The organism is Streptomyces sp. NPDC004658, assembly GCF_040609555.1.
GTDB lineage: Bacteria > Actinomycetota > Actinomycetes > Streptomycetales > Streptomycetaceae > Streptomyces.
In genome coordinates this window covers 1-19,675 of the sequence record NZ_JBEXKG010000145.1, presented here as the reverse complement: position 1 = coordinate 19,675, position 19,675 = coordinate 1, and the positions used below count along the sequence as shown (strand labels likewise).

19 protein-coding genes and 1 pseudogene are annotated in these 19,675 nt (G+C 72.6%); 18 read left to right on the top strand and 2 right to left on the bottom strand.

The annotated features are described in order from the left end of the window. Positions 1–278: 278 nt before the first annotated feature. Together ABZV94_RS32940 and ABZV94_RS32935 are read left to right on the top strand one after the other, a co-directional pair. Positions 279–1,169 carry a DUF817 domain-containing protein gene (locus ABZV94_RS32940; protein WP_356346951.1) on the top strand — a complete coding sequence of 297 codons (891 nt, stop codon included), beginning with the start codon at positions 279–281 and terminating at the stop codon, positions 1,167–1,169. 24 nt (positions 1,170–1,193) lie between these two features. Then, entirely contained in the window at positions 1,194–1,598 is a 405-nt protein-coding gene (locus tag ABZV94_RS32935; protein ID WP_356346949.1) for a VOC family protein, read from the top strand. Here ABZV94_RS32935 and ABZV94_RS32930 read toward each other — a convergent pair. Next, on the bottom strand, positions 1,578–2,267 hold the full coding sequence (locus tag ABZV94_RS32930) for a helix-turn-helix transcriptional regulator (RefSeq protein ID WP_356346948.1): 690 nt from the start codon (positions 2,265–2,267) through the stop codon (positions 1,578–1,580). The genes ABZV94_RS32935 and ABZV94_RS32930 overlap by 21 nt on opposite strands. A 471-nt stretch (positions 2,268–2,738) precedes the next feature. Beyond that, positions 2,739–3,929 (bottom strand): YihY/virulence factor BrkB family protein, encoded by a 1,191-nt coding sequence (locus ABZV94_RS32925; RefSeq protein WP_356346945.1) that lies wholly within the window; start codon positions 3,927–3,929, stop codon positions 2,739–2,741. 130 nt (positions 3,930–4,059) lie between these two features. On the opposite strand from ABZV94_RS32925, the gene ABZV94_RS32920 reads away from it, so the two are divergent. The 16 genes and pseudogenes from ABZV94_RS32920 to ABZV94_RS32845 all read left to right on the top strand — a co-directional run. Continuing rightward, positions 4,060–5,694, top strand: a complete 1,635-nt coding sequence (locus ABZV94_RS32920) for an acyl-CoA dehydrogenase family protein (RefSeq protein WP_356346943.1) — start codon at positions 4,060–4,062, stop codon at positions 5,692–5,694. Between the two features lie 277 nt (positions 5,695–5,971). Beyond that, on the top strand, positions 5,972–7,252 hold the full coding sequence (locus ABZV94_RS32915; protein ID WP_356346940.1) for a GAF domain-containing protein: 1,281 nt from the start codon (positions 5,972–5,974) through the stop codon (positions 7,250–7,252). 180 nt (positions 7,253–7,432) lie between these two features. Next, positions 7,433–8,767 (top strand): hypothetical protein, encoded by a 1,335-nt coding sequence (locus ABZV94_RS32910; RefSeq protein WP_356346938.1) that lies wholly within the window; start codon positions 7,433–7,435, stop codon positions 8,765–8,767. Between the two features lie 50 nt (positions 8,768–8,817). Next, a complete protein-coding gene (locus ABZV94_RS32905) occupies positions 8,818–9,390 on the top strand; it encodes a GNAT family N-acetyltransferase (protein ID WP_356346936.1) in 573 nt (190 codons plus the stop codon). A gap of 127 nt (positions 9,391–9,517) precedes the next feature. After that, a complete protein-coding gene (locus ABZV94_RS32900; RefSeq protein ID WP_309486338.1) occupies positions 9,518–9,601 on the top strand; it encodes a putative leader peptide in 84 nt (27 codons plus the stop codon). A 126-nt stretch (positions 9,602–9,727) separates the two neighbouring features. Then, positions 9,728–11,425, top strand: coding sequence for a nitrite/sulfite reductase (locus ABZV94_RS32895; RefSeq protein ID WP_356346934.1), 1,698 nt, complete (start codon positions 9,728–9,730; stop codon positions 11,423–11,425). Next, a complete protein-coding gene (locus ABZV94_RS32890) occupies positions 11,422–11,604 on the top strand; it encodes a hypothetical protein (protein ID WP_356346930.1) in 183 nt (60 codons plus the stop codon). The genes ABZV94_RS32895 and ABZV94_RS32890 overlap by 4 nt, the downstream gene beginning before the upstream one ends. Next, positions 11,601–12,311 carry a phosphoadenylyl-sulfate reductase gene (locus tag ABZV94_RS32885; protein WP_356346928.1) on the top strand — a complete coding sequence of 237 codons (711 nt, stop codon included), beginning with the start codon at positions 11,601–11,603 and terminating at the stop codon, positions 12,309–12,311. Before ABZV94_RS32890 ends, ABZV94_RS32885 begins: the two co-directional genes overlap by 4 nt. Positions 12,312–12,337: 26 nt before the next feature. Further along, positions 12,338–12,874 (top strand): adenylyl-sulfate kinase, encoded by a 537-nt coding sequence (cysC, locus tag ABZV94_RS32880; protein ID WP_356346954.1) that lies wholly within the window; start codon positions 12,338–12,340, stop codon positions 12,872–12,874. Further along, entirely contained in the window at positions 12,871–13,824 is a 954-nt protein-coding gene (gene cysD / locus ABZV94_RS32875) for a sulfate adenylyltransferase subunit CysD (RefSeq protein WP_356346926.1), read from the top strand. Before cysC ends, cysD begins: the two co-directional genes overlap by 4 nt. 2 nt (positions 13,825–13,826) lie before the next feature. Next, positions 13,827–15,161, top strand: coding sequence for a GTP-binding protein (locus ABZV94_RS32870; protein ID WP_356346924.1), 1,335 nt, complete (start codon positions 13,827–13,829; stop codon positions 15,159–15,161). Between the two features lie 274 nt (positions 15,162–15,435). Continuing rightward, positions 15,436–16,548 carry an aliphatic sulfonate ABC transporter substrate-binding protein gene (locus tag ABZV94_RS32865; protein ID WP_356346921.1) on the top strand — a complete coding sequence of 371 codons (1,113 nt, stop codon included), beginning with the start codon at positions 15,436–15,438 and terminating at the stop codon, positions 16,546–16,548. 37 nt (positions 16,549–16,585) lie between these two features. Next, positions 16,586–17,365 (top strand): ABC transporter ATP-binding protein, encoded by a 780-nt coding sequence (locus ABZV94_RS32860; protein WP_356346919.1) that lies wholly within the window; start codon positions 16,586–16,588, stop codon positions 17,363–17,365. Further along, positions 17,352–18,236, top strand: a complete 885-nt coding sequence (locus ABZV94_RS32855) for an ABC transporter permease (protein WP_356346916.1) — start codon at positions 17,352–17,354, stop codon at positions 18,234–18,236. The genes ABZV94_RS32860 and ABZV94_RS32855 overlap by 14 nt, the downstream gene beginning before the upstream one ends. 2 nt (positions 18,237–18,238) lie before the next feature. Then, positions 18,239–18,976: a sirohydrochlorin chelatase gene (locus tag ABZV94_RS32850; RefSeq protein WP_356346914.1), complete on the top strand. Its 738-nt coding sequence runs from the start codon at positions 18,239–18,241 to the stop codon at positions 18,974–18,976. 213 nt (positions 18,977–19,189) lie between these two features. After that, positions 19,190–19,675: pseudogene (locus tag ABZV94_RS32845) on the top strand (hypothetical protein); the annotation flags it as partial.

Here is a 19,675-nt window from a genome sequence, read left to right as displayed (position 1 = left end):
GCGGGCGTGGCCCCCGGGCGGCGCCGGTGCCGTCCGGTGCGGCACGTCCGCCCCCTGGCCCCGCACGGGCGTTCCCGCGAGCGGTCCGCGCCCCGCAACCTCCTCGACCATGAGCGCGATTCCGCCACTGCTGGGCCATCTCGTCCTGGCCACGTCCGACACCGTGGACACCCGAAGGGACCGGTCTCCTGCGGCCGAACACCCGGGAGCCCCATATTTGAACACGTTCAATTGCGTGCCTAGTATCGGCCCCCTCGCTGACGCACGAAGGAGGGGGCATGCGCGACGAGGAGACGGAGAGGCCCGCCGTGAGAGACCTCCGGCACGGACTCGGGCAACTGGTGCGGTTCGGGGTGATCCAGGCCCGCGCCTGCGCCTTCGCCGTGGCGCTGCTGGCCGGGATCGGCGCCTCCCGGCTGCTGCCCCCGCTGCCGGTGGCGCGCTACGACCTCGTCCTCGTCTACGGCGTGCTGCTCACCCTCGTCGCCCGCCGGGTGGGCTGGGAGACCCGGCGGGACACCGCCGTCATCGCCGTCTGCCATGTGCTGGGCCTGCTGTTCGAACTGGTCAAGGTGCGCCTGGGGTCCTGGAGTTACCCCGAGGACGCGCTCACCAAGGTCGCCGGGGTCCCGCTGTACGGCGGCTTCATGTACGCGGCGGTCGCCAGTTACGTGTGCCGGTCCCGGCGGCTGATGCGGCTGCGCTACACCCGCTACCGCGCCACCGCCACGACCCTGGTGGCCGCCGCCGTCTACCTCAACTTCCTCACCCACCACTGGATACCGGACCTGCGCTGGCCGCTCGCGGTGGCGATGGCCGCCGTGACCGCCGGAACGCGGGTGGGCTTCCGCGTGGGCGCCCACCGCTACCGCATGCCGCTCGCCGTCTCCTTCGTGCTGATCGGCTTCTTCCTGTGGGTCGCCGAGAACGCCGCGACCTACGCGGGCGCCTGGAGCTACCCCCAGCAGCTCGACGGCTGGCAACCGGTGCCGCTGACCAAGTTCGGCGCCTGGTCCCTGCTGATCAGCGTGACGTTCGTGCTCGTCGAACACCTCGGCACGGCCCGCCGGGACCGCCGCACTGCCCGCCGGGGCCACCGCGCGGGCCGCCCGGAGCCGAGCCCGCGCCCGCACCCGGCGCCGGTGTCCGATTCCTTCAAGACCGGCTGACCGGCCGCTGCCTACGGTGGCCGCATGACCGTACGATTCGCCGTGATCGGCCTGGTCGCCTCCGACCTGGCCGCCTCCCTCGCCTTCTACCGCCGCCTCGGACTGGTCTTCCCCGACGGCGCCGAGGACCAGCCCCACGTCGAGGCGGAACTGCCCGGCGGCCTGGTGCTCGCCCTGGACACCGAGGAGACCGTCCGCTCCTTCCACCCCGGCTGGCGGTCGCCCGCCGGCCAGGGGCGGGTCGCGCTCGCCTTCCGCTGCGGCTCCCCCGCCGAGGTCGACGCCCGCTACGACGACCTGGTGGCCGCCGGTCACCACGGGGAGCTCAAGCCGTGGGACGCCTTCTGGGGACAGCGGTACGCCACCGTGCACGACCCCGACGGCAACGCGGTCGATCTGTTCGCCCCGCTACCCGCGCCCGGCGAGTAGTTCCCCGAGCGGCATCCCCGCCAGCTCCCGCACCTCCCGCGCCAGATGCGGCTGGTCCGCGTACCCCGCGCGGACCGCCGTCTCCGCGTACGGCGTCCCGGAGCGGGCCAGGGCCAGCGCCCGCTGGAGGCGCAGGATACGGGCCAGGGTCTTCGGTCCGTATCCGAACGCGGTCAGGCAGCGGCGATGCAGCCGGCGTGCACCGAGACCCAGTTCGGCGGCCGTCGCGGCCACCGTGCGGCCCTCCTCCAGGCACTCCACCACGCGGCGCAGCAGCGGGTCCGGGGCCTCCGTCTCCGCCGCGCGGTCCAGGGCGATGTCCTCCAACGCGCTCGCCGGGTCGACGGCCGCCCCGACCCGGTCGCACAGCCGCCGGACCCTCGCCCCGGGCCAGAGGTCCGCCAACTCCACGCGGAGATCACGCAGTTCGTGCGCCGGAACGCCGAGCAGCGCGGGCGCGGTGCCGGGGAAGAAGCGGATGCCCGCCCAGGAACGCGCCGGGCCCTGGGGAAGGTAGGGGCGCGTGTCGGGGCCGGCTACCAGCAGCCGCCCCTCGTTCCACAGCAGATCCATGCACCCGTCGGGCAGCACGGGCAGGGCCCCGGCACCGGCCGGCGAGTTCCGCCACACGACCGCGCCGGCCAACCGGGACACCCGCTCCACGTACACGACAGCCAGCGTACGCCGCGGGTCCTCTCGGACGGCGGGGGTGGGCCGGGGGCAAGGGCAGCCCGGCCGGGCCCCCTCCGACAGCCCGGGCGGGGGCGCCGCCGGGCATCGGACCGGGAAGGCCGGGCGCACGGGCGGCGTCCCCGCCGAGCCGGGCAGGCGAACCGCCCGGAGAGAGCCGTCCCCGAGCGGCGGACCGAGGAGGCGGGTCCGGACGGCCCGCCGCCCGGCCGGCCTGCCTCGGTGGGCCGTCGGTACCGGTGGGCCGTCGGTGCCGGGGTGCCGTCGGTGCCGGGGTGCCGTCGGTGCCGGGGTGCCGTCGGTGCCGGGGTGCCGTCGGGTCCGTTGCCGTCGGATCCGGGGTGCCGAACAGCGGGTCTGCACAGTGGCGGGTGAGCCGACGCCGACACCGGCCCCAGCCCGAGCGCGCTGCCCGGCCAGGCCCCCGCACGGGCCGCGTCGGCCGGACGGTCACTGCACCGGATGCGCCCTGTTCCCGTCCCCGCCCTCGCCGCCGGCACCCCCGGCGCGCCCGTCGCCCTTGTGCGCGTGATGCGGGTTCTTCGCGTGGGTGCGGAGACGGGCCGTCACGTCCTCCGGGGGCAGGAAGCGGGACCAGCGTTCGGGGAACTCGGAGGGCATGTCCGGGTCGTCGGGGTCGACCTCGCGGGCCGCCGCGGCGCGGGCGACGTACTCGGCGACCTGCGCCTGCCGCATCCGCTCGTTGGCCTCGCGCGCGGCGGCCGTGGCCGCGGCCGGCCAGACCCGGTCGATGGCCGCGTTCACGGCGGCGCCGACGAGCACGGCGAACGCGGACACACCGATCCACAGCAGCACGGCGACGGCGGCGGCGAGGGAGCCGTAGATGGTGGCGCCCTCGATGGTGCTGGTGAGGTAGATGCGCAGCAGGAAGCTGCCGAGGACCCACATGGCGAGGGCGACCAGCGCGCCGGGCACGTCCTCGATCCACGGGGAGCGGACCGGCACCGAGACGTGGTAGAGGGTCGTCAGGAAGACGATGGACAGGACGATCACGACCGGCCAGTACAGGACCTGGACGACCGTCTCCGACCAGGGCAGGATCCGCACCACCGCGTCCGGCCCCGCCACCATCAGCGGCAGCGCCACCGAGCCGATCAGCAGCGCCACGATGAACAGCAGGAACGCCATGATCCGGGTCTTGACGATGCCCCGGACGCCGTCGAGGCCGTACATGACGGTGATGGTGTCGATGAAGACGTTCACCGCGCGGGAGCCGGACCACAGGGCGAACAGGAAGCCGATGGAGATGACGTCGGGCCGGCCGCCCTTCATCACATCGTGCAGGATCGGCTCGGCGATCTCCTTGACGCCCTTGTCGGACAGGACCGTCCGGGACGCCTCCAGGAGGTTGGTCTCCAGGCTGTGGATGGTGTCGGCGCCGGTCCAGTCGTCGACGTAGCCGAGCAGTCCGATCAGGCTCAGCAGCAGCGGCGGCACGGACAGCAGCGTGAAGAACGCCGCCTCGGCCGCCAGGCCCAGGATGCGGTACTCCATGCAGGAGTTGACGGTGTCCTTGAGCAACAGCCAGGCGGTCCTGCGCTTGGAGACGTTCCGGTAGAGGGCTCTGGCCCGGTGGAGCCGGCCGGCCGGCCGCTCGGGGGTTTCACTTGCTGGCTGCACGTCCTAACGGTATCCGCCGTACCGGGCCGCCCTCACCTTCCGGGGGCGATCGCCGAGGGGACCCCTCGATTTCCGGGCCTGTGCCACTCTGGAGGCCATCACCGCCGCCGTCCCGGGTAGGTTCGCAATCATGGCAGGCACCTCCACCCACACCGTGACGAACCAGCCGCCGCCGCTGGCCGGCTACGACGTCTTCACCGCCGACCGGGCCCTGACCGAGGCCGTCGACCGGTACACCGGCGCCGATGTCCTGGAGGAGGTGCGCGCCGAGCTGTCCGCGCTCGGCCGGGCCGCCGGTTCGGTGCAGCTCCAGGAGTGGGCCGCCCAGGCGAACGAGCATCCGCCGCGCCTGCGCAGCCACGACCGGTACGGCCACCGGATCGACGAGGTCGACTTCCACCCGGCCTGGCACCGGCTGCTCGGCAAGGCCGTCTCGGCCGGGCTGACCGGCGCCTGGACACGGCCCTCGGGGCATGTGCGCCGGGCGGCGGGTTTCCTGGTCTGGACGCAGGTCGAGGCGGGCACCTGCTGCCCGGTGTCGATGACGCACGCGGCCGTGCCCGCCCTGCGCGCCGACGCGGAGCTGGCCGCCGAGTGGGAGCCCCGGCTGGCGTCCACGGTGTACGACCGGGAGCTGCGGCCCGCCGGGCAGAAGCCCGGCGCCCTGTTCGGCATGGGCATGACCGAGAAGCAGGGCGGCAGCGACGTCCGCGCGAACACCACCGCGGCGCGGCCCCTCGCGGAGGACGGCACGTACACGCTGACCGGGCACAAGTGGTTCTGCTCGGCGCCGATGTCGGACGCCTTCCTGGTCCTCGCGCAGGCCCCCGGCGGACTCACCTGCTTCCTGGTCCCGCGGCTGCTGCCCGACGGCGGCCGGAACGTCTTCCTGATCCAGCGCCTGAAGGACAAGCTGGGCAACCGCGCGAACGCCTCCGCGGAGGTCGAGTTCGACGGCACCTGGGCGCGCCGGGTCGGCGAGGAGGGGCGCGGGGTGCGCACGATCATCGGGATGGTCGCCGCGACCCGGCTGGACTGCGCGCTCGGCTCGGCGGGTCTGATGCGGCAGGCGGTGGCCCAGGCCGTGCACCACTGCGCGCACCGGGAGGCGTTCGGCGGGAAGCTGATCGACAAGCCGTTGATGCGCAACGTCCTCGCCGACCTGGCCCTGGAGTCGGAGGCGGCGACCGCGCTCGCGCTGCGGCTGGCCGCGGCCTGTGACGACGACAGCGAGCAGGAGCGCGCCTTCCTGCGGCTCGCGGTGCCGGCCGCCAAGTACTGGATCACCAAGCGCTGCGCCCCGGTGGCCGTGGAGGCCGCCGAGTGCCTGGGCGGCAACGGGTACGTGGAGGAGTCCGGTCTGCCCCGGCTGGTGCGGGAGTCGCCGCTGAACTCCATCTGGGAGGGCGCCGGGAACGTGCAGGCGCTGGACGTGCTGCGGGCGCTGCAACGGGAGCCGGGCGCGCTGGACGCCTGCCTCACCGAGATCGGCCGGGCGCACGGCGCCGATCACCGGCTGGACCGCGCGGTGAAGGACCTGTTCGCGGAACTCGCCGACCTGGACGGCGTCGAGGGCCGCGCCCGGCGCCTGGTGGAACGGCTCGCGCTGGCGCTCCAGGGCTCTCTTCTGGTGCGGCACGCCCCACCGGAGGTGGCCGACGCCTTCTGCGCCTCCCGCCTGGGCGGCGACCACGGCGCGTCCTTCGGCACGCTGCCGGCGGGCCTGGACCTGGAGTCGGTCGTGGACCGGGCGCGGCCGGCCTGACCCGTCCCGCCCGGGCGAGGCCTCGGAGGGAGGGGGTGGTGCTGCGCCGACACGGCACCACCCCCCACCACCTTGGTCAAGTCTCAGCCACTCCCTGACGGTTCACCAGGGTTGCAGGGGGTTGCAACGGAGAGGGGCACATGCGCGGAGTCTGTGCCTCCGCCATGTCCGGAACGGCAGTATGAGAGGCACAGTCGGACCGGAAACCGCCGCCCGGACGGCTTGACGAGTGTGTTCGACGCCCCTTTCCGGGAGGACCGCAGTGGTGAACCCGCCGATGAACGTGGCGCGTCTGGCCGCCGTGGACGCGGCGCAGGCGGCACGGGTGCTGAGCGAGGTGCGCGAAGCCACGCTCGCCGGGCAACGTACCCGGCTCGCGCCCCGACCGGTGATCGAGCAGTCGTGGGGACGGATGCTGCGCAGCGGCGTGGACCCCGAACGCGACTTCAGGTCCGGGCTGTTGCCCTCGGACGAGGTGCGGCGCCGGCGGGAGGAGTCGCCGCTGCGGCACGTCCTGCCGGTGCTGCGGGAGGGGCTGCTTTCGGTCGCGGACGTCGCCCGGCACATCATGGTCGTCGCGGACGCCGACGGGCGCGTGCTGTGGCGGGAGGGGGCGCCGTCGGTGCTGCGGAAGGCCGACGGGCTCGGCTTCGAACTCGGCGCGGACTGGCGGGAGGACGTCGTCGGCACCAACGGCGTGGGCACCCCGGCGGTGGTGCGGCGGCCGGTCCAGGTGTTCGCCGGCGAGCACTTCGTACGGTCGCACACCTCCTGGACCTGTACGGGGGCGCCGATCACCGATCCGCGGGACGGGCGGCTGATCGGTGTGGTGGACGTCAGCGGCCCGCTGGAGACCATGCATCCGGCGACCCTGGCCTGGGTGGACGCGGTGGCCAAGCTGGCCGAGGCCCGTCTGCGGGAGCTTCACCTGGCCTCGCTGGAGCGGCTGCGGGTGGTGGCGGCGCCGGTGCTGGCCCGGCTGGCCGGGCGGGCGCTGGTGGTGGACCGCGACGGCTGGGCGGCGGCCGTGACCGGGATGCCGTACGTGCGGCGGGTGACGCTGCCCAGGACGCTGGCGCCGGGCCGTCGGTGGCTGCCCATGCTCGGCTCGTGCGCGGTGGAGCCGCTGGCCGGCGGCTGGCTGCTGCGGGCGGAGGAGGAGCCGCGGGCCGGTGCCCGCCGGATCGTGCTGGACCTGGCCCGGCCGGACCGCTGCATGGTGACGGTCACGGCCTCGGCGGGTTCCTGGTCGCGGGAACTGAGTCCGCGCCATGCCGAGTTGCTGTTCCTGCTCACCCAGCACCGCGCCGGGCGCGGGGCGGCGGGGCTGGCCGAGGATCTGTTCGGCGATCCCTCCAGGACCGTCACCGTACGGGCGGAGATGTCCAGGATCCGGAGGTATCTGGGGGAACTTCTCCAGCATCGGCCGTATCGCTTCCAGGACGAAGTGGAAGTGGAAGTGATCCGTCCAGAAGATCCGTCCCACCTGCTGCCCCATTCGACGGCGCCGGCGGTGACACGAATGCGGAATGTGACGCACCACGGCCGGGCCGAGTAGGCCGGACACAGCCGGGCGGTCCGGCCGGCCCAGCCCCGCCCGCGCGTCTTCCGCCCATCTGCGCGGTCCTGGCCCTGCGCGGCCCGTTCCTGCCGTAGCATCCCCTACGGGTCACCCCACCTGCTCCTCACGTCAACCTACGGATCGTCAGGCGCAGTTGGCCCGCCCTCTGGAGGAGAGATGAAGCATCGCGGCAGACACCGCCGACGCAGACGGGGCGCGGCGCTGCGTGCGGTCCTGACCGGCACCGCCCTCGCGCTCACCGCCGCGGCCACCCTGATCAGCGCCTCCCAGGCCGACGTCACCGAGAACCCGGGTGCGCTGAAGCCGCTGACCTCCCCGGCGGACACCAGCCGGCTCCGCCTCCAGGAGCACCTGGTCCCCGCGCGCACGCTGGACCGGCTCGCCGCCGCGATGGGCCGTCCGGTCGGCGTGGACACCGTGCTCCGGAGCACCGATCGCGATCTGCGCGAGGGCGACGACTGCTCCACCGGCGACCGCGCCTCCCTGCCCGTCGCCCCGCCCGCCACCCGCGCCTACTGCTGGGACCCGGCCGACTCCGCCACCGGTGACTGGCGGCCCGCCTCGGTGACCACCTCCGGGGACGCCGACGACGACGGCGTCTGGGGCACCCACCGGGTCGTCCTCGCCGGCTGGACGCACAGCACCACCACCGGCCGGCCCGCCGAGCGGGGGCTCGCCCGGGTCGCGTTCGTCGACGCGGACGACTCCGCCCACCTCTCCTACCGCTGGGTGCTGCTGGTGGTGCCGGTCGACGGCGGCCGGGACTACCGGGGCCTGGCCTCCGGCGTCTCCGGCATGGTCTGGTACCGGAACAAGCTGCTGGTCACCACCGCGGCCGGCGGCGCCGACGCGCTCTACGTCTACGACCTGGACCGCATCCAGCGCACCACGGTCGACGGACCCGCGATCGGCCGCGTGGCCGGCGGCTGGTCCGCCGACGGCTACGGCTATGTGCTGCCCGCGGTCGCGTCGTACCGCTTCACCTCAGGCCGCTGCGCCCCCTCCGGGCCGCCGTGTCCCGGCGCGCTCGCCCTCGACCGGGGTACGACGCCCGACAGCCTGGTCGCCGCGGAGTGGACCGCACCCGGCGGCGACCGGCGCGCCCGGCTGTGGCGGTACGCGTTCAACGACGATCCGGCGCGTCCCGGGCCGCTCGCCACGGACGCCTGGGGGCGGGCCGACGCGGTGGAGGCGTACCGGACCCGCGCGGACGGGATCCGGGGCCTGCTGTCGTACCGCGAGCCCGGGACGGACCGGTCGTCCTGGTATGTGGGACGGCTGCCCGAGTCGGGGGACGGACACGGCGGACTGTGGCGGCAGGACACCCGGGGCGCCCGGCCGGCCCGCTGCGGCGCCGACGCCTCGGACCGCTGCTGGGCGCGGGACGCGGGCTCCCTCTCCTACTGGCAGGAGACGGGCGAGGTGTGGTCGCTGTCGGACCGCATGCTGTTCGCGGTGCCCCTGGCCGAGCTGGACCGCGCCCTGGACTGACGGCCGGACCCGATCGACAGACGGGGCCGCGGGATGGTTCCCTGGCCCGCATGAGCAGCGTCCCTGTCACCACCTGGTCCCTGGAGCAGACCTCCCCGGCCGACCTCCTGCCCGCCGCCGCGCCCGACGGCGACGTCCGGATCGTCCGCGCCGAGGTGCCCTCCCCCGAGTTCAGCCGGTTCCTCTACGCGTCGGTCGGCGGCGACATCCGCTGGACCGACCGGCTGGGCTGGACCTACGCGCGGTGGCGGGAGTACCTGGAGCGGCCCGGTGTGGAGACCTGGGTGGCCTACGACCGCGGCACCCCGGCCGGCTATGTCGAACTGGAGCCGCAGGACGAGGGCGCGGTCGAGATCGTGTACTTCGGGCTGGTCCCCGCCTTCCGTGGCCGGCGCATCGGCGGCCACCTGCTGGCGTACGGCACGGCTCGCGCGTGGGACCTGGCCGAGCGCTGGCCCGGACGGACGCCGACCAAGCGGGTGTGGCTGCACACGTGCAGCAAGGACGGCGCGTTCGCGATGGACAACTACCAGCGGCGCGGCTTCAAGCTGTTCGACACCAGGGTGGAGCTGGAGCCGGACGTGGCCACGCCGGGGCCCTGGCCTGGCGCATACCCCGCCTGACCTGCCGGGACAAGCCCTCCGGCGACGCATGTGAGCGACGACACCCTTGTTCCACATTCCGGGACAAGGGTGTCCGCATGATGGATGAAGCTGGACTGTGTCCAGATCGCCGTGACACGCTTCCGTCATGTCCGGAACTGGAATTGCCTTGGTGAGTCGGCGGCACGTCGACCTCGGCCGCATGTCCAGCGCCATCTGTCCGGCGAGCTGACGCCTCCCAGCACCGCCGTTCCCCCTCGTTACCTGATCACGCGTGCGCAACGAAGCGCACCCATGCCGCATGCGCACGCACGCGCAGGTCAGCCGCATTCCCGCCTGTCCCGAAGGACGTACACCCATGGCCGCCACCCCACAGAACCCCGCCGCCTCCGCGCCCCGCCGCAAGGTGAGCCGTCACCGCGGTGAGGGCCAGTGGGCCGCCGGCCACTTCACCCCGCTCAACGGCAACGAGCAGTTCAAGAAGGACGACGACGGTCTCAATGTGCGGACACGCATTGAGACGATCTACTCCAAGCGCGGCTTCGACTCGATCGACCCGAACGACCTGCGCGGCCGGATGCGCTGGTGGGGGCTGTACACCCAGCGCAAGCCCGGGATCGACGGCGGCAAGACCGCGATCCTGGAGCCGGAGGAGCTGGACGACGAGTACTTCATGCTGCGCGTCCGCATCGACGGCGGGGCGCTGACCACGCAACAGCTGCGCGTGATCGGTGAGATCTCCCAGGAGTTCGCGCGCGGCACGGCGGACATCACCGACCGGCAGAACGTCCAGTACCACTGGATCCGGATCGAGGACGTGCCCGAGATCTGGGAGCGGCTGGAGGGCGTCGGCCTGTCCACCGTGACCGCCTGCGGTGACACCCCGCGTGTGATGATCGGCTCCCCGGTGGCGGGCATCGCCGAGGACGAGATCATCGACGCCACGCCGGCGCTGGAGGAGATGAAGCGCCGGGTTCTGAACAACAAGGCGTACTCGAACCTGCCGCGCAAGTTCAAGACGGCCATCTCGGGTTCGCCGCTGCTGGACGTCGTGCACGAGATCAACGACGTCGCGTTCGTCGGCGTCCGCCACCCCGAGCACGGACCCGGCTTCGACGTCTGGGTCGGCGGCGGTCTGTCCACCAACCCCAAGCTCGGGGTGCGCCTCGGCGCCTGGGTGCCGATCGACGAGGTCCCGGACGTCTACGAGGGCGTCATCTCGATCTTCCGCGACTACGGCTACCGCCGGCTGCGCAACCGGGCCCGGCTGAAGTTCCTCGTCGCCGACTGGGGTGCGGAGAAGTTCCGGCAGGTGCTGGAGGACGAGTACCTGAAGCGCGAGCTGACGGACGGGCCCGCCCCCGAGCAGCCGGTGCAGCAGTGGCGCGACCACATCGGTGTGCACCGGCAGAAGGACGGCCGGTTCTACGTCGGCTTCGCGCCGCGCGTCGGCCGGGTCGACGGCGCCACCCTGACGAAGGTCGCCGACCTCGCGGAGGCGCACGGTTCGGGCCGGGTCCGCACCACCGTCGAGCAGAAGATGATCATCCTCGACGTCGAGCAGGACCGGGTCGACTCACTGGTGGAGGGCCTGGAGGCGCTGGACCTCACCGCCCGGCCGTCCTCCTTCCGGCGCGGCACCATGGCCTGCACCGGCATCGAGTTCTGCAAGCTCGCCATCGTCGAGACCAAGCAGCGCGGCTCGACGCTGATCGACGAACTGGAGCGCCGCCTGCCGGACTTCGACGAGCCGATCACCATCAACCTCAACGGCTGCCCGAACGCCTGCGCCCGTATCCAGGTGGCGGACATCGGTCTCAAGGGCCAGCTCGTCCTGAACGACCAGGGCGAGCAGGTCGAGGGCTACCAGGTGCACCTGGGCGGCGCCCTCGGGCTGGAGCCCGGCTTCGGCCGCAAGGTGCGCGGCCTGAAGGTCACCGCGGAGGAGCTGCCCGACTACGTCGAGCGGGTGCTCAGGCGGTTCCAGGCCGAGCGCGAGGACGGCGAGCGGTTCGCGACCTGGGCGGCGCGGGCGAGCGAGGAGGCGCTGTCGTGAGCGAGCGGGCCGCACCCTTCTACTGCCCCTACTGCGGCGACGAGGACCTGCGTCCGAGCGACGAGGGTCACGGCGCCTGGGAATGCGCGGCGTGCAACCGCGCATTCCGGCTGAAGTTCCTGGGGCTGCTGGCCCGGGGCCTTCAGCGAGCCGACAACGGAGGGGATGACCTGATATGACGACGGCTCAGGAAGACCGCACCACCGAGGAGTTGAAGGCGCTCGCCGAGCAGGCGGGCCGTGACCTGGAGGACGCCTCCGCGCTGGAGATCCTCCAGTGGGCGGTGGACACCTTCGGCACGAAGTTCTGCGTCACCTCCTCCATGGAGGACGCCGTGGTCGCCCATCTCGCCTCGCGGGTGCTCAAGGGCGTGGACGTCGTGTTCCTCGACACCGGCTACCACTTCCCGGAGACCATCGGCACCCGGGACGCCGTCGAGGCCGTGATGGACGTCAACGTCATCACCCTCACGCCGAAGCAGACGGTCGCCGAGCAGGACGCCGAGTACGGCCCGAGGCTGCACGACCGCGACCCCGACCTGTGCTGCGCGCTGCGCAAGGTACGGCCGCTGGAAGAGGGCCTGAAGAACTACCAGGCGTGGGCGACGGGCCTGCGCCGCGACGAGTCCCCGACCCGGGCGAACACCCCGGTCGTCGGCTGGGACGACAAGCGGCAGAAGGTCAAGATCTCGCCGATCGCCCGTTGGACGCAGGACGACGTGGACGCGTACATCACCGAACACGGCGTCCTGACCAACCCGTTGCTGATGGACGGCTACGCCTCCGTCGGCTGCGCCCCGTGCACCCGCAGGGTCCTGGAGGGCGAGGACGCGCGGGCCGGCCGCTGGGCGGGCCGCGCCAAGACCGAGTGCGGGCTGCACGGATGACGAACGAGCAGATTCACGAGAACCACGTGACGACCGGAGCCACCGTCTGGCTCACGGGTCTGCCGAGCGCCGGCAAGACCACCATCGCGTACGAGCTGGCGGGCCGGCTGCGCGCCGACGGCCACCGTGTCGAGGTGCTCGACGGCGACGAGATCCGCGAGTTCATCTCGGCGGGCCTCGGCTTCTCCCGGGAGGACCGGCACACCAACGTGCAGCGCATCGGCTTCGTCGCCGAGCTGCTGGCCCGCAACGGCGTCAAGGCGCTGGTGCCGGTGATCGCGCCGTACGCGGACAGCCGGGACGCGGTGCGCAAGCGGCACGAGGAGAACGGGACGCCGTACCTGGAGATCCATGTGGCGACCCCGGTCGAGGTGTGCAGCGTGCGCGACGTGAAGGGGCTGTACGCCAAGCAGGCCGCGGGCGAGCTGACCGGGCTCACGGGGGTCGACGACCCGTACGAGGAGCCGGAGACGCCCGACCTGCGGATCGAGTCGCAGCACCAGACGGTCCGGGAGTCGGCCGCGTCGGTGTACGCGCTGCTGAGCGAGAGGGGACTGGCATGACCACGGTCGCCACGGTGGACGTGGGTGACGAGGGCGGCGAGGGCACGGACAGCCCGTACGCGCTGTCGCACCTGGACGCGCTGGAGTCCGAGGCGGTGCACATCTTCCGCGAGGTGGCGGGCGAGTTCGAGAACCCGGTGATCTTGTTCTCCGGCGGCAAGGACTCCATCGTCATGCTGCACCTCGCGCTGAAGGCCTTCACGCCCGCGCCGGTGCCGTTCTCCCTGCTCCATGTGGACACCGGACACAACTTCCCGGAAGTCCTTGAGTACCGGGACCGTGTGGTGGCCGCCCATGGGCTGCGCCTCCATGTGGCCTCCGTCCAGGACTACATCGACCGCGGTGTGCTCAAGGAGCGCCCCGACGGCACCCGCAACCCGCTCCAGACGCTTCCCCTGACGGAGAAGATCCAGAGCGAGAAGTTCGACGCCGTCTTCGGCGGTGGCCGCCGCGACGAGGAGAAGGCCCGCGCCAAGGAGCGGGTGTTCTCGCTGCGCGACGAGTTCTCCCAGTGGGACCCGCGCCGCCAGCGCCCCGAGCTGTGGAACCTGTACAACGGCCGGCACGCCCCCGGTGAGCACGTCCGGGTCTTCCCGCTGTCCAACTGGACCGAGCTGGACGTCTGGCAGTACATCGCCCGCGAGGGCATCGAACTGCCGGAGATCTACTTCGCCCACGAGCGCGAGGTGTTCATGCGCAGCGGCATGTGGCTGACGGCCGGCGAGTGGGGCGGGCCGAAGGACGGCGAGACGGTCGAGAAGCGGCGGGTGCGCTACCGCACCGTCGGCGACATGTCGTGCACCGGCGCGGTCGACTCCGACGCCGACACGATCGAGAAGGTCATCGCCGAGATCGCCGCGTCCCGGCTGACCGAGCGGGGCGCGACCCGCGCCGACGACAAGCTGTCCGAGGCCGCGATGGAAGACCGCAAGCGCGAGGGGTACTTCTAAGCATGAGCACGACCACGACCGAGGCGCTCTCGGCCACGACCCTGCTGCGGTTCGCCACCGCCGGCTCCGTCGACGACGGCAAGTCCACGCTCGTCGGACGCCTGCTGCACGACTCCAAGTCGGTCCTCGCCGACCAGCTGGAGGCCGTCGAGCGCGCCTCCGCGAGCCGCGGCCAGGACGGCCCGGACCTCGCGCTGCTCACCGACGGCCTGCGCGCCGAACGCGAGCAGGGCATCACCATCGACGTCGCCTACCGCTACTTCGCGACCCCGCGGCGCCGGTTCATCCTCGCCGACACCCCGGGCCATGTGCAGTACACCCGCAACATGGTCACCGGCGCCTCCACGGCCGAGCTGACGGTGATCCTGGTGGACGCCCGCAACGGCGTGGTCGAGCAGACCCGCCGGCACGCGGCCATCGCCGCCCTCCTGCGCGTCCCGCACGTCGTCCTCGCCGTCAACAAGATGGACCTCGTCGGGTACGAGGAGCGGGTCTTCGCCGCGATCGCCGAGGAGTTCACGGCGTACGCGACCGAGCTGGGCGTCCCGGAGGTCACCGCGATCCCGATCTCGGCGCTGGCCGGCGACAACGTGGTGGAGCCGTCCGCGCACATGGACTGGTACGGCGGCCCCACCGTGCTGGAGCACCTGGAGACCGTTCCGGTCAGCCACGACCTGGCGCACTGCCACGCGCGGCTGCCCGTGCAGTACGTGATCCGGCCGCAGACCGCCGAGCACCCGGACTACCGGGGCTACGCGGGCCAGATCGCGGCCGGCACGTTCCGCGTGGGCGAGCGGGTCACCGTCCTGCCGTCCGGCCGCACCTCGACGATCTCCGGCATCGACCTGCTCGGCGAGCCGGTCGACGTGGCCTGGACGACGCAGTCGGTGACGGTGCGGCTCGCGGACGACATCGACGTCTCGCGCGGCGACCTGATCGTGCCGACGAAGGACGCCCCGGCCACCACGCAGGACGTGGAGGCGACCGTCTGCCACGTCGCCGACGCGCCGCTGACCGTCGGCCACCGGGTGCTGCTCAAGCACGGCACGCGCACGGTCAAGGCGATCGTGAAGGACATCCCGTCCCGGCTGACGCTCGACGACCTGTCCCTGCACCCGCACCCGGGACAGCTGGTCGCCAACGACATCGGCCGGGTGAAGATCCGCACCGCCGAGCCGCTGCCGGTCGACTCCTACGCCGACTCGCGCCGCACGGGCTCCTTCATCCTGATCGATCCCGCCGACGGCACCACGCTCACCGCGGGCATGGTCGGCGAGTCGTTCGCTTCCCCCGAGCCCGTCAAGGACGAGGCCGACGACGACGGCTGGGACTTCTGAGCGATGAACCCCACCGACTTCTACTCGACGTTCGCGAAGGAGGGCGGCCGTGTCGGCAGCGGCGCCCTCGGCAGCGGGCAGGGCGGGGTCGCGCGATGTGCGCTGTGACGTACGCGCACTGCCTGCGCGCCCCGTCCCCCCACCCTCCCCCACATGCTCGGCTTCGCTCGCAAGCGGGGGGACCCCCACCCCGGAAGCGACGAAGACCCTTTGCCGACTCCCGGCCACGACCTGAGAGACCGTGACCGCCGGGCCAACGAGAGGAAAGCCTCCCGTGCCTGCCAACCGCTCCACTCCGCTTCGCCGCGGGATCGCCGTGATCGCCGCACTCCCCCTGTTGTCCCTCGCGGCCTGCGGCTACGGGTCCGACTCCAAGGACGACAACGCGGGCGCCAAGATCGCCACCGGCGCCCAGAAGATCGACGGGCTCGGCTCCGTCAAGATCGGCTACTTCGGCAACCTCACCCACGCCACCGCCCTGGTCGGCAAGCAGAAGGGCTTCTTCCAGAAGGAGCTGGGCGCCACCGAGGCCAAGTACCAGGTCTTCAACGCCGGTCCGTCCGAGATCGAGGCCCTGAACTCGGGTTCCATCGACATCGGCTGGATCGGCCCCTCCCCGGCGATCAACGGCTACACCAAGTCCGACGGCAAGAGCCTGCGCATCATCGGCGGTTCGGCCTCCGGCGGGGTGAAGCTGGTCGTCAACCCGAAGAAGATCAAGTCCCTGAAGGACGTCAAGGGCAAGAGGATCGCGACCCCGCAGCTCGGCAACACGCAGGACGTGGCGTTCCTCAACTGGGTGGCCGAGCAGGGCTGGAAGGTCGACGCGCAGAGCGGCAAGGGTGACGTGTCCGTCGTCCGCACCGACAACAAGGTGACCCCGGACGCCTACAAGTCCGGCTCCATCGACGGCGCCTGGGTGCCGGAGCCGACCGCGTCGAAGCTGGTCGCCGAGGGCGGCAAGGTGCTGCTGGACGAGTCGACGCTGTGGCCGGACAAGAAGTTCGTGATCACGAACATCATCGTGTCGCAGAAGTTCCTCAAGGAGCACCCGAAGGCCGTCGAGGCGGTCCTGAAGGCGTCGGTCGAGACCAACAAGTGGATCAACGCCAACCCGGACGAGGCGAAGGCCGCGGCGAACAAGCAGCTGGGCGTCGACTCCGGCAAGGAACTGCCCGCGAAGGTCCTGGACCCGGCGTGGAAGTCCGTCCAGTTCACCGACGACCCGCTCGCCGCGACCCTCGACACCGAGGCGAAGCACGCCGTCAAGGCCGGCCTGCTGGAGAACCCCAAGCTGGACGGCATCTACGACCTCACCCTCCTGAACAAGGTCCTCAAGGCCGAGGGCGAGCCGACCGTCAGCGACGCCGGTCTCGGCGCCGCGTAAGTCCCCGTAGCCGATGAGTTCCCAGGAGGTGACGACCATGGCAACGACCTTCGCCGAGGCCGCCGAGACGGTCGAGCACGCGGCGCGCATCGAGCACGTCTCGAAGTCCTTCGCCACCCCGGGCGGGCAGCAGCTCGTCCTGGACGACATCAGCCTCGATGTCGCACCGGGTGAGTTCGTCACCCTCCTGGGGGCCTCGGGCTGCGGCAAGTCGACGCTGCTGAACCTGGTGGCGGGGCTGGACCGGCCCTCCGCAGGCAGCATCGCGACCGACGGGCGTCCGGCCCTGATGTTCCAGGAGCACGCCCTGTTCCCGTGGCTGACCGCGGGCAAGAACATCGAACTCGCCCTGAAGCTCAGGGGCGTGCCGAAGAACGAGCGCCGCGAGCGGGCCGAGCAGCTGCTCGAACTGGTGCGGTTGCAGGGCTCGCACGGCAAGCGGGTGCACGAGCTGTCCGGCGGTATGCGCCAGCGTGTGGCCATGGCCCGCGCGCTCGCGCAGGACAGCCAGCTGCTGCTGATGGACGAGCCGTTCGCCGCGCTGGACGCGATCACCCGGGACCTGCTGCACGACGAGCTGACCCGGATCTGGGCGGAGACGGGCGTGTCCGTCCTGTTCGTCACGCACAACGTGCGCGAGGCGGTACGGCTCGCGCAGCGGGTGGTGCTGCTGTCGTCCCGGCCGGGCCGGGTGGCCCGTGAGTGGCGGGTGGACATTCCGCAGCCGCGGCGCATCGAGGACGCGCCGGTCGCCGAACTGTCCCTGGAGATCACTGAAGTACTGCGTGGGGAGATCCGGCGTCATGGCCAGCACTGAGACCAAGACCGTCACGGACGCGGGGAGCGTCGAGGCGGGTCTGGACGCCCTGGAGGTCGTCGCGGCCGGCCGTACGCCGTTCCGGCAGACCTTCACAGCGAAGATCCTGCCGCCGGTCATCGCCACCGTGGTGGTGCTGGCCGTGTGGCAGGCGCTGATCTCCTTCAAGATCGTCGACGACCCGACGAAGCTGCCCTCCCCCGCGGACGTCGGTGGCGAGTTCAAGCGTGCCTGGCTGGAGGGCACGCTGCTGGACTACATCTGGACCAGCGTCTCGCGCGGTCTGCTGGGCTTCCTGTTCGCGCTGGCCATCGGCACCCCGCTCGGTCTGCTGGTGGCCCGGGTGAAGTTCGTGCGCGCGGCCATCGGCCCGGTGCTGTCCGGTCTGCAGTCGCTGCCGTCGGTGGCGTGGGTGCCGCCGGCGGTGATCTGGCTGGGCCTGAACAACTCGATGATGTACGCGGTGATCCTGCTCGGCGCGGTCCCGTCGATCGCCAACGGCCTGGTCTCCGGCATCGACCAGGTGCCGCCGCTGTTCCTGCGGGCGGGCCGCACGATGGGCGCGACCGGGGTGCGGGGCGCCTGGCACATCGTCCTGCCGGCCGCGCTGCCGGGCTATCTCGCGGGCCTGAAGCAGGGCTGGGCCTTCTCCTGGCGCTCGCTGATGGCCGCGGAGATCATCGCCTCCTCCCCCGACCTGGGCATCGGCCTGGGCGCACTGTTGGAGAACGGCCGCAACGCCAGCTCGATGTCCATGGTGTTCGAGGCGATCTTCCTGATCCTGTTCGTGGGCATCGCCATCGACCTGCTGATCTTCAGCCCGCTGGAGCGGTGGGTGCTGCGCAGCCGCGGCCTGCTGGTGAAGAGCTGACCATGCGCCGTCCGGTCCTCCTCGTCATCGCCCACGGCAGCCGCGACCCGCGGCACGCCGCGACCGTGCACGCCCTGGTGGAGCGGGTGCGGTCGCTGCGGCCGGGCCTGCGCGTGGAGACCGGGTTCCTGGACTTCAACGTCCCGTCGGTGCACGGGGTGCTCCAGTCGCTGGCGGCGGAGGGCGTGCGGGACGTCGTCGCCCTGCCGCTGCTGCTGACCCGCGCGTTCCACGCCAAGGCCGACATCCCCGCCGTGCTGCGGGACGCGCCGGCCCGGCTGCGGATCCGGCAGGCGGACGTGCTCGGCCCGTCCCCGCTGCTGCTGTCCGCGCTGGAACGGCGGCTGCGCGAGGCGGGCCTGTCGCCCGCCGACAAGTCCTCGACCGGGGTCGTGCTGGCCTCGGCGGGGTCCTCCGACCCGGAGGCGATCGCGGTGATCGCCGACATCGCGCGGGAGTGGTGGCACACCGGTTGGTGCGCCGTGCGGCCCGCGTTCGCCTCCGCATCTCTTCCCCGCACCGAGGACGCGGTACGTGAACTGCGCGCCCTCGGCTGCGAGCGGGTCGCCGTCGCGCCGTACGTCCTGGCCCCCGGCTTCCTGCCGGACCGCATCGCGCGCGGCGCGGCCGGGGCGGACGTGCTCGCCGAGGTGCTCGGCCCCGCCCCCGAGGTGGCGCGCGTGCTGCTGGAGCGCTACGACAGCGCCTGCCGGCCGGCCCTGGCGGCACTCGGCGCGTAACCGCCGCGCGGCCGTGCCGCACCCTGAAGGTGCGGAGATGCCGGCACGTCCCTGGTGGCCGGGCGCGCGGGCACCCGCACCCCCGGTGGCACGCCGGTGCCGTCGGTCGTCACGGCACGCTCCCACCTGCCCGGTTTCCTCGAAAACCCCTCCTGGGCACATCCGGATCTGCTGGGATGGACCCCTGAGCACTATCGGGGGAGAACGGTTCGCGTGGCCGGTCGGGAGTTCGGGTGTCACCTGGGGCTGCCCAGGGCCCTGTCGGGGCTGCCGCTCAGCCCGCTCGTGCCCGGGTACGGCGCCCTCGCCGCCGCCCAGCACGCGGCGGGCCTGCGCCATCTCGGCGAGGCGCTGGGAGCCGGCACCGGTGGGTTACGGGTGCTGGACGGGCTGTTCGTGCCCGCCGGGACGCGTGGCCGGCGCCGGGTGGACGCGGCGCTGCTGGAGGGGCTGGCCCGGTCCTCGCCTCCGGCCGTCGCCCCGCTCGCCGCGCGGCTGGCCGAGCTGCACCGCGCCGACCCGCAGGCGCCCCGCCGGATCGTCCTCTACCAGCTGATCAACCTGCTCCAGGAGCACCCCGAGGGCGCACGCGGCTCCACCGTGCGCGAGGCGGGCGTCCACCCCGACGAGGCGGCCGGACTGCTCGCCGCGGCCCGGCTGCGCCCCCGCCTCGACCGGCGGCAGCGGGACGCCGCCGAG

Coding starts and splice junctions, on each gene's coding strand:
- ABZV94_RS32915 (WP_356346940.1), top strand. CDS start 5,972: ATGAACGTGGCGCGTCTGGCCGCCGTGGACGCGGCGCAGGCGGCACGG.
- ABZV94_RS32920 (WP_356346943.1), top strand. CDS start 4,060: ATGGCAGGCACCTCCACCCACACCGTGACGAACCAGCCGCCGCCGCTG.
- ABZV94_RS32855 (WP_356346916.1), top strand. CDS start 17,352: ATGGCCAGCACTGAGACCAAGACCGTCACGGACGCGGGGAGCGTCGAG.
- ABZV94_RS32900 (WP_309486338.1), top strand. CDS start 9,518: ATGTCCGGAACTGGAATTGCCTTGGTGAGTCGGCGGCACGTCGACCTC.
- ABZV94_RS32940 (WP_356346951.1), top strand. CDS start 279: ATGCGCGACGAGGAGACGGAGAGGCCCGCCGTGAGAGACCTCCGGCAC.
- ABZV94_RS32935 (WP_356346949.1), top strand. CDS start 1,194: ATGACCGTACGATTCGCCGTGATCGGCCTGGTCGCCTCCGACCTGGCC.
- cysD (WP_356346926.1), top strand. CDS start 12,871: ATGACCACGGTCGCCACGGTGGACGTGGGTGACGAGGGCGGCGAGGGC.
- ABZV94_RS32860 (WP_356346919.1), top strand. CDS start 16,586: ATGGCAACGACCTTCGCCGAGGCCGCCGAGACGGTCGAGCACGCGGCG.
- ABZV94_RS32870 (WP_356346924.1), top strand. CDS start 13,827: ATGAGCACGACCACGACCGAGGCGCTCTCGGCCACGACCCTGCTGCGG.
- ABZV94_RS32910 (WP_356346938.1), top strand. CDS start 7,433: ATGAAGCATCGCGGCAGACACCGCCGACGCAGACGGGGCGCGGCGCTG.
- ABZV94_RS32905 (WP_356346936.1), top strand. CDS start 8,818: ATGAGCAGCGTCCCTGTCACCACCTGGTCCCTGGAGCAGACCTCCCCG.
- ABZV94_RS32895 (WP_356346934.1), top strand. CDS start 9,728: ATGGCCGCCACCCCACAGAACCCCGCCGCCTCCGCGCCCCGCCGCAAG.
- ABZV94_RS32885 (WP_356346928.1), top strand. CDS start 11,601: ATGACGACGGCTCAGGAAGACCGCACCACCGAGGAGTTGAAGGCGCTC.
- ABZV94_RS32850 (WP_356346914.1), top strand. CDS start 18,239: ATGCGCCGTCCGGTCCTCCTCGTCATCGCCCACGGCAGCCGCGACCCG.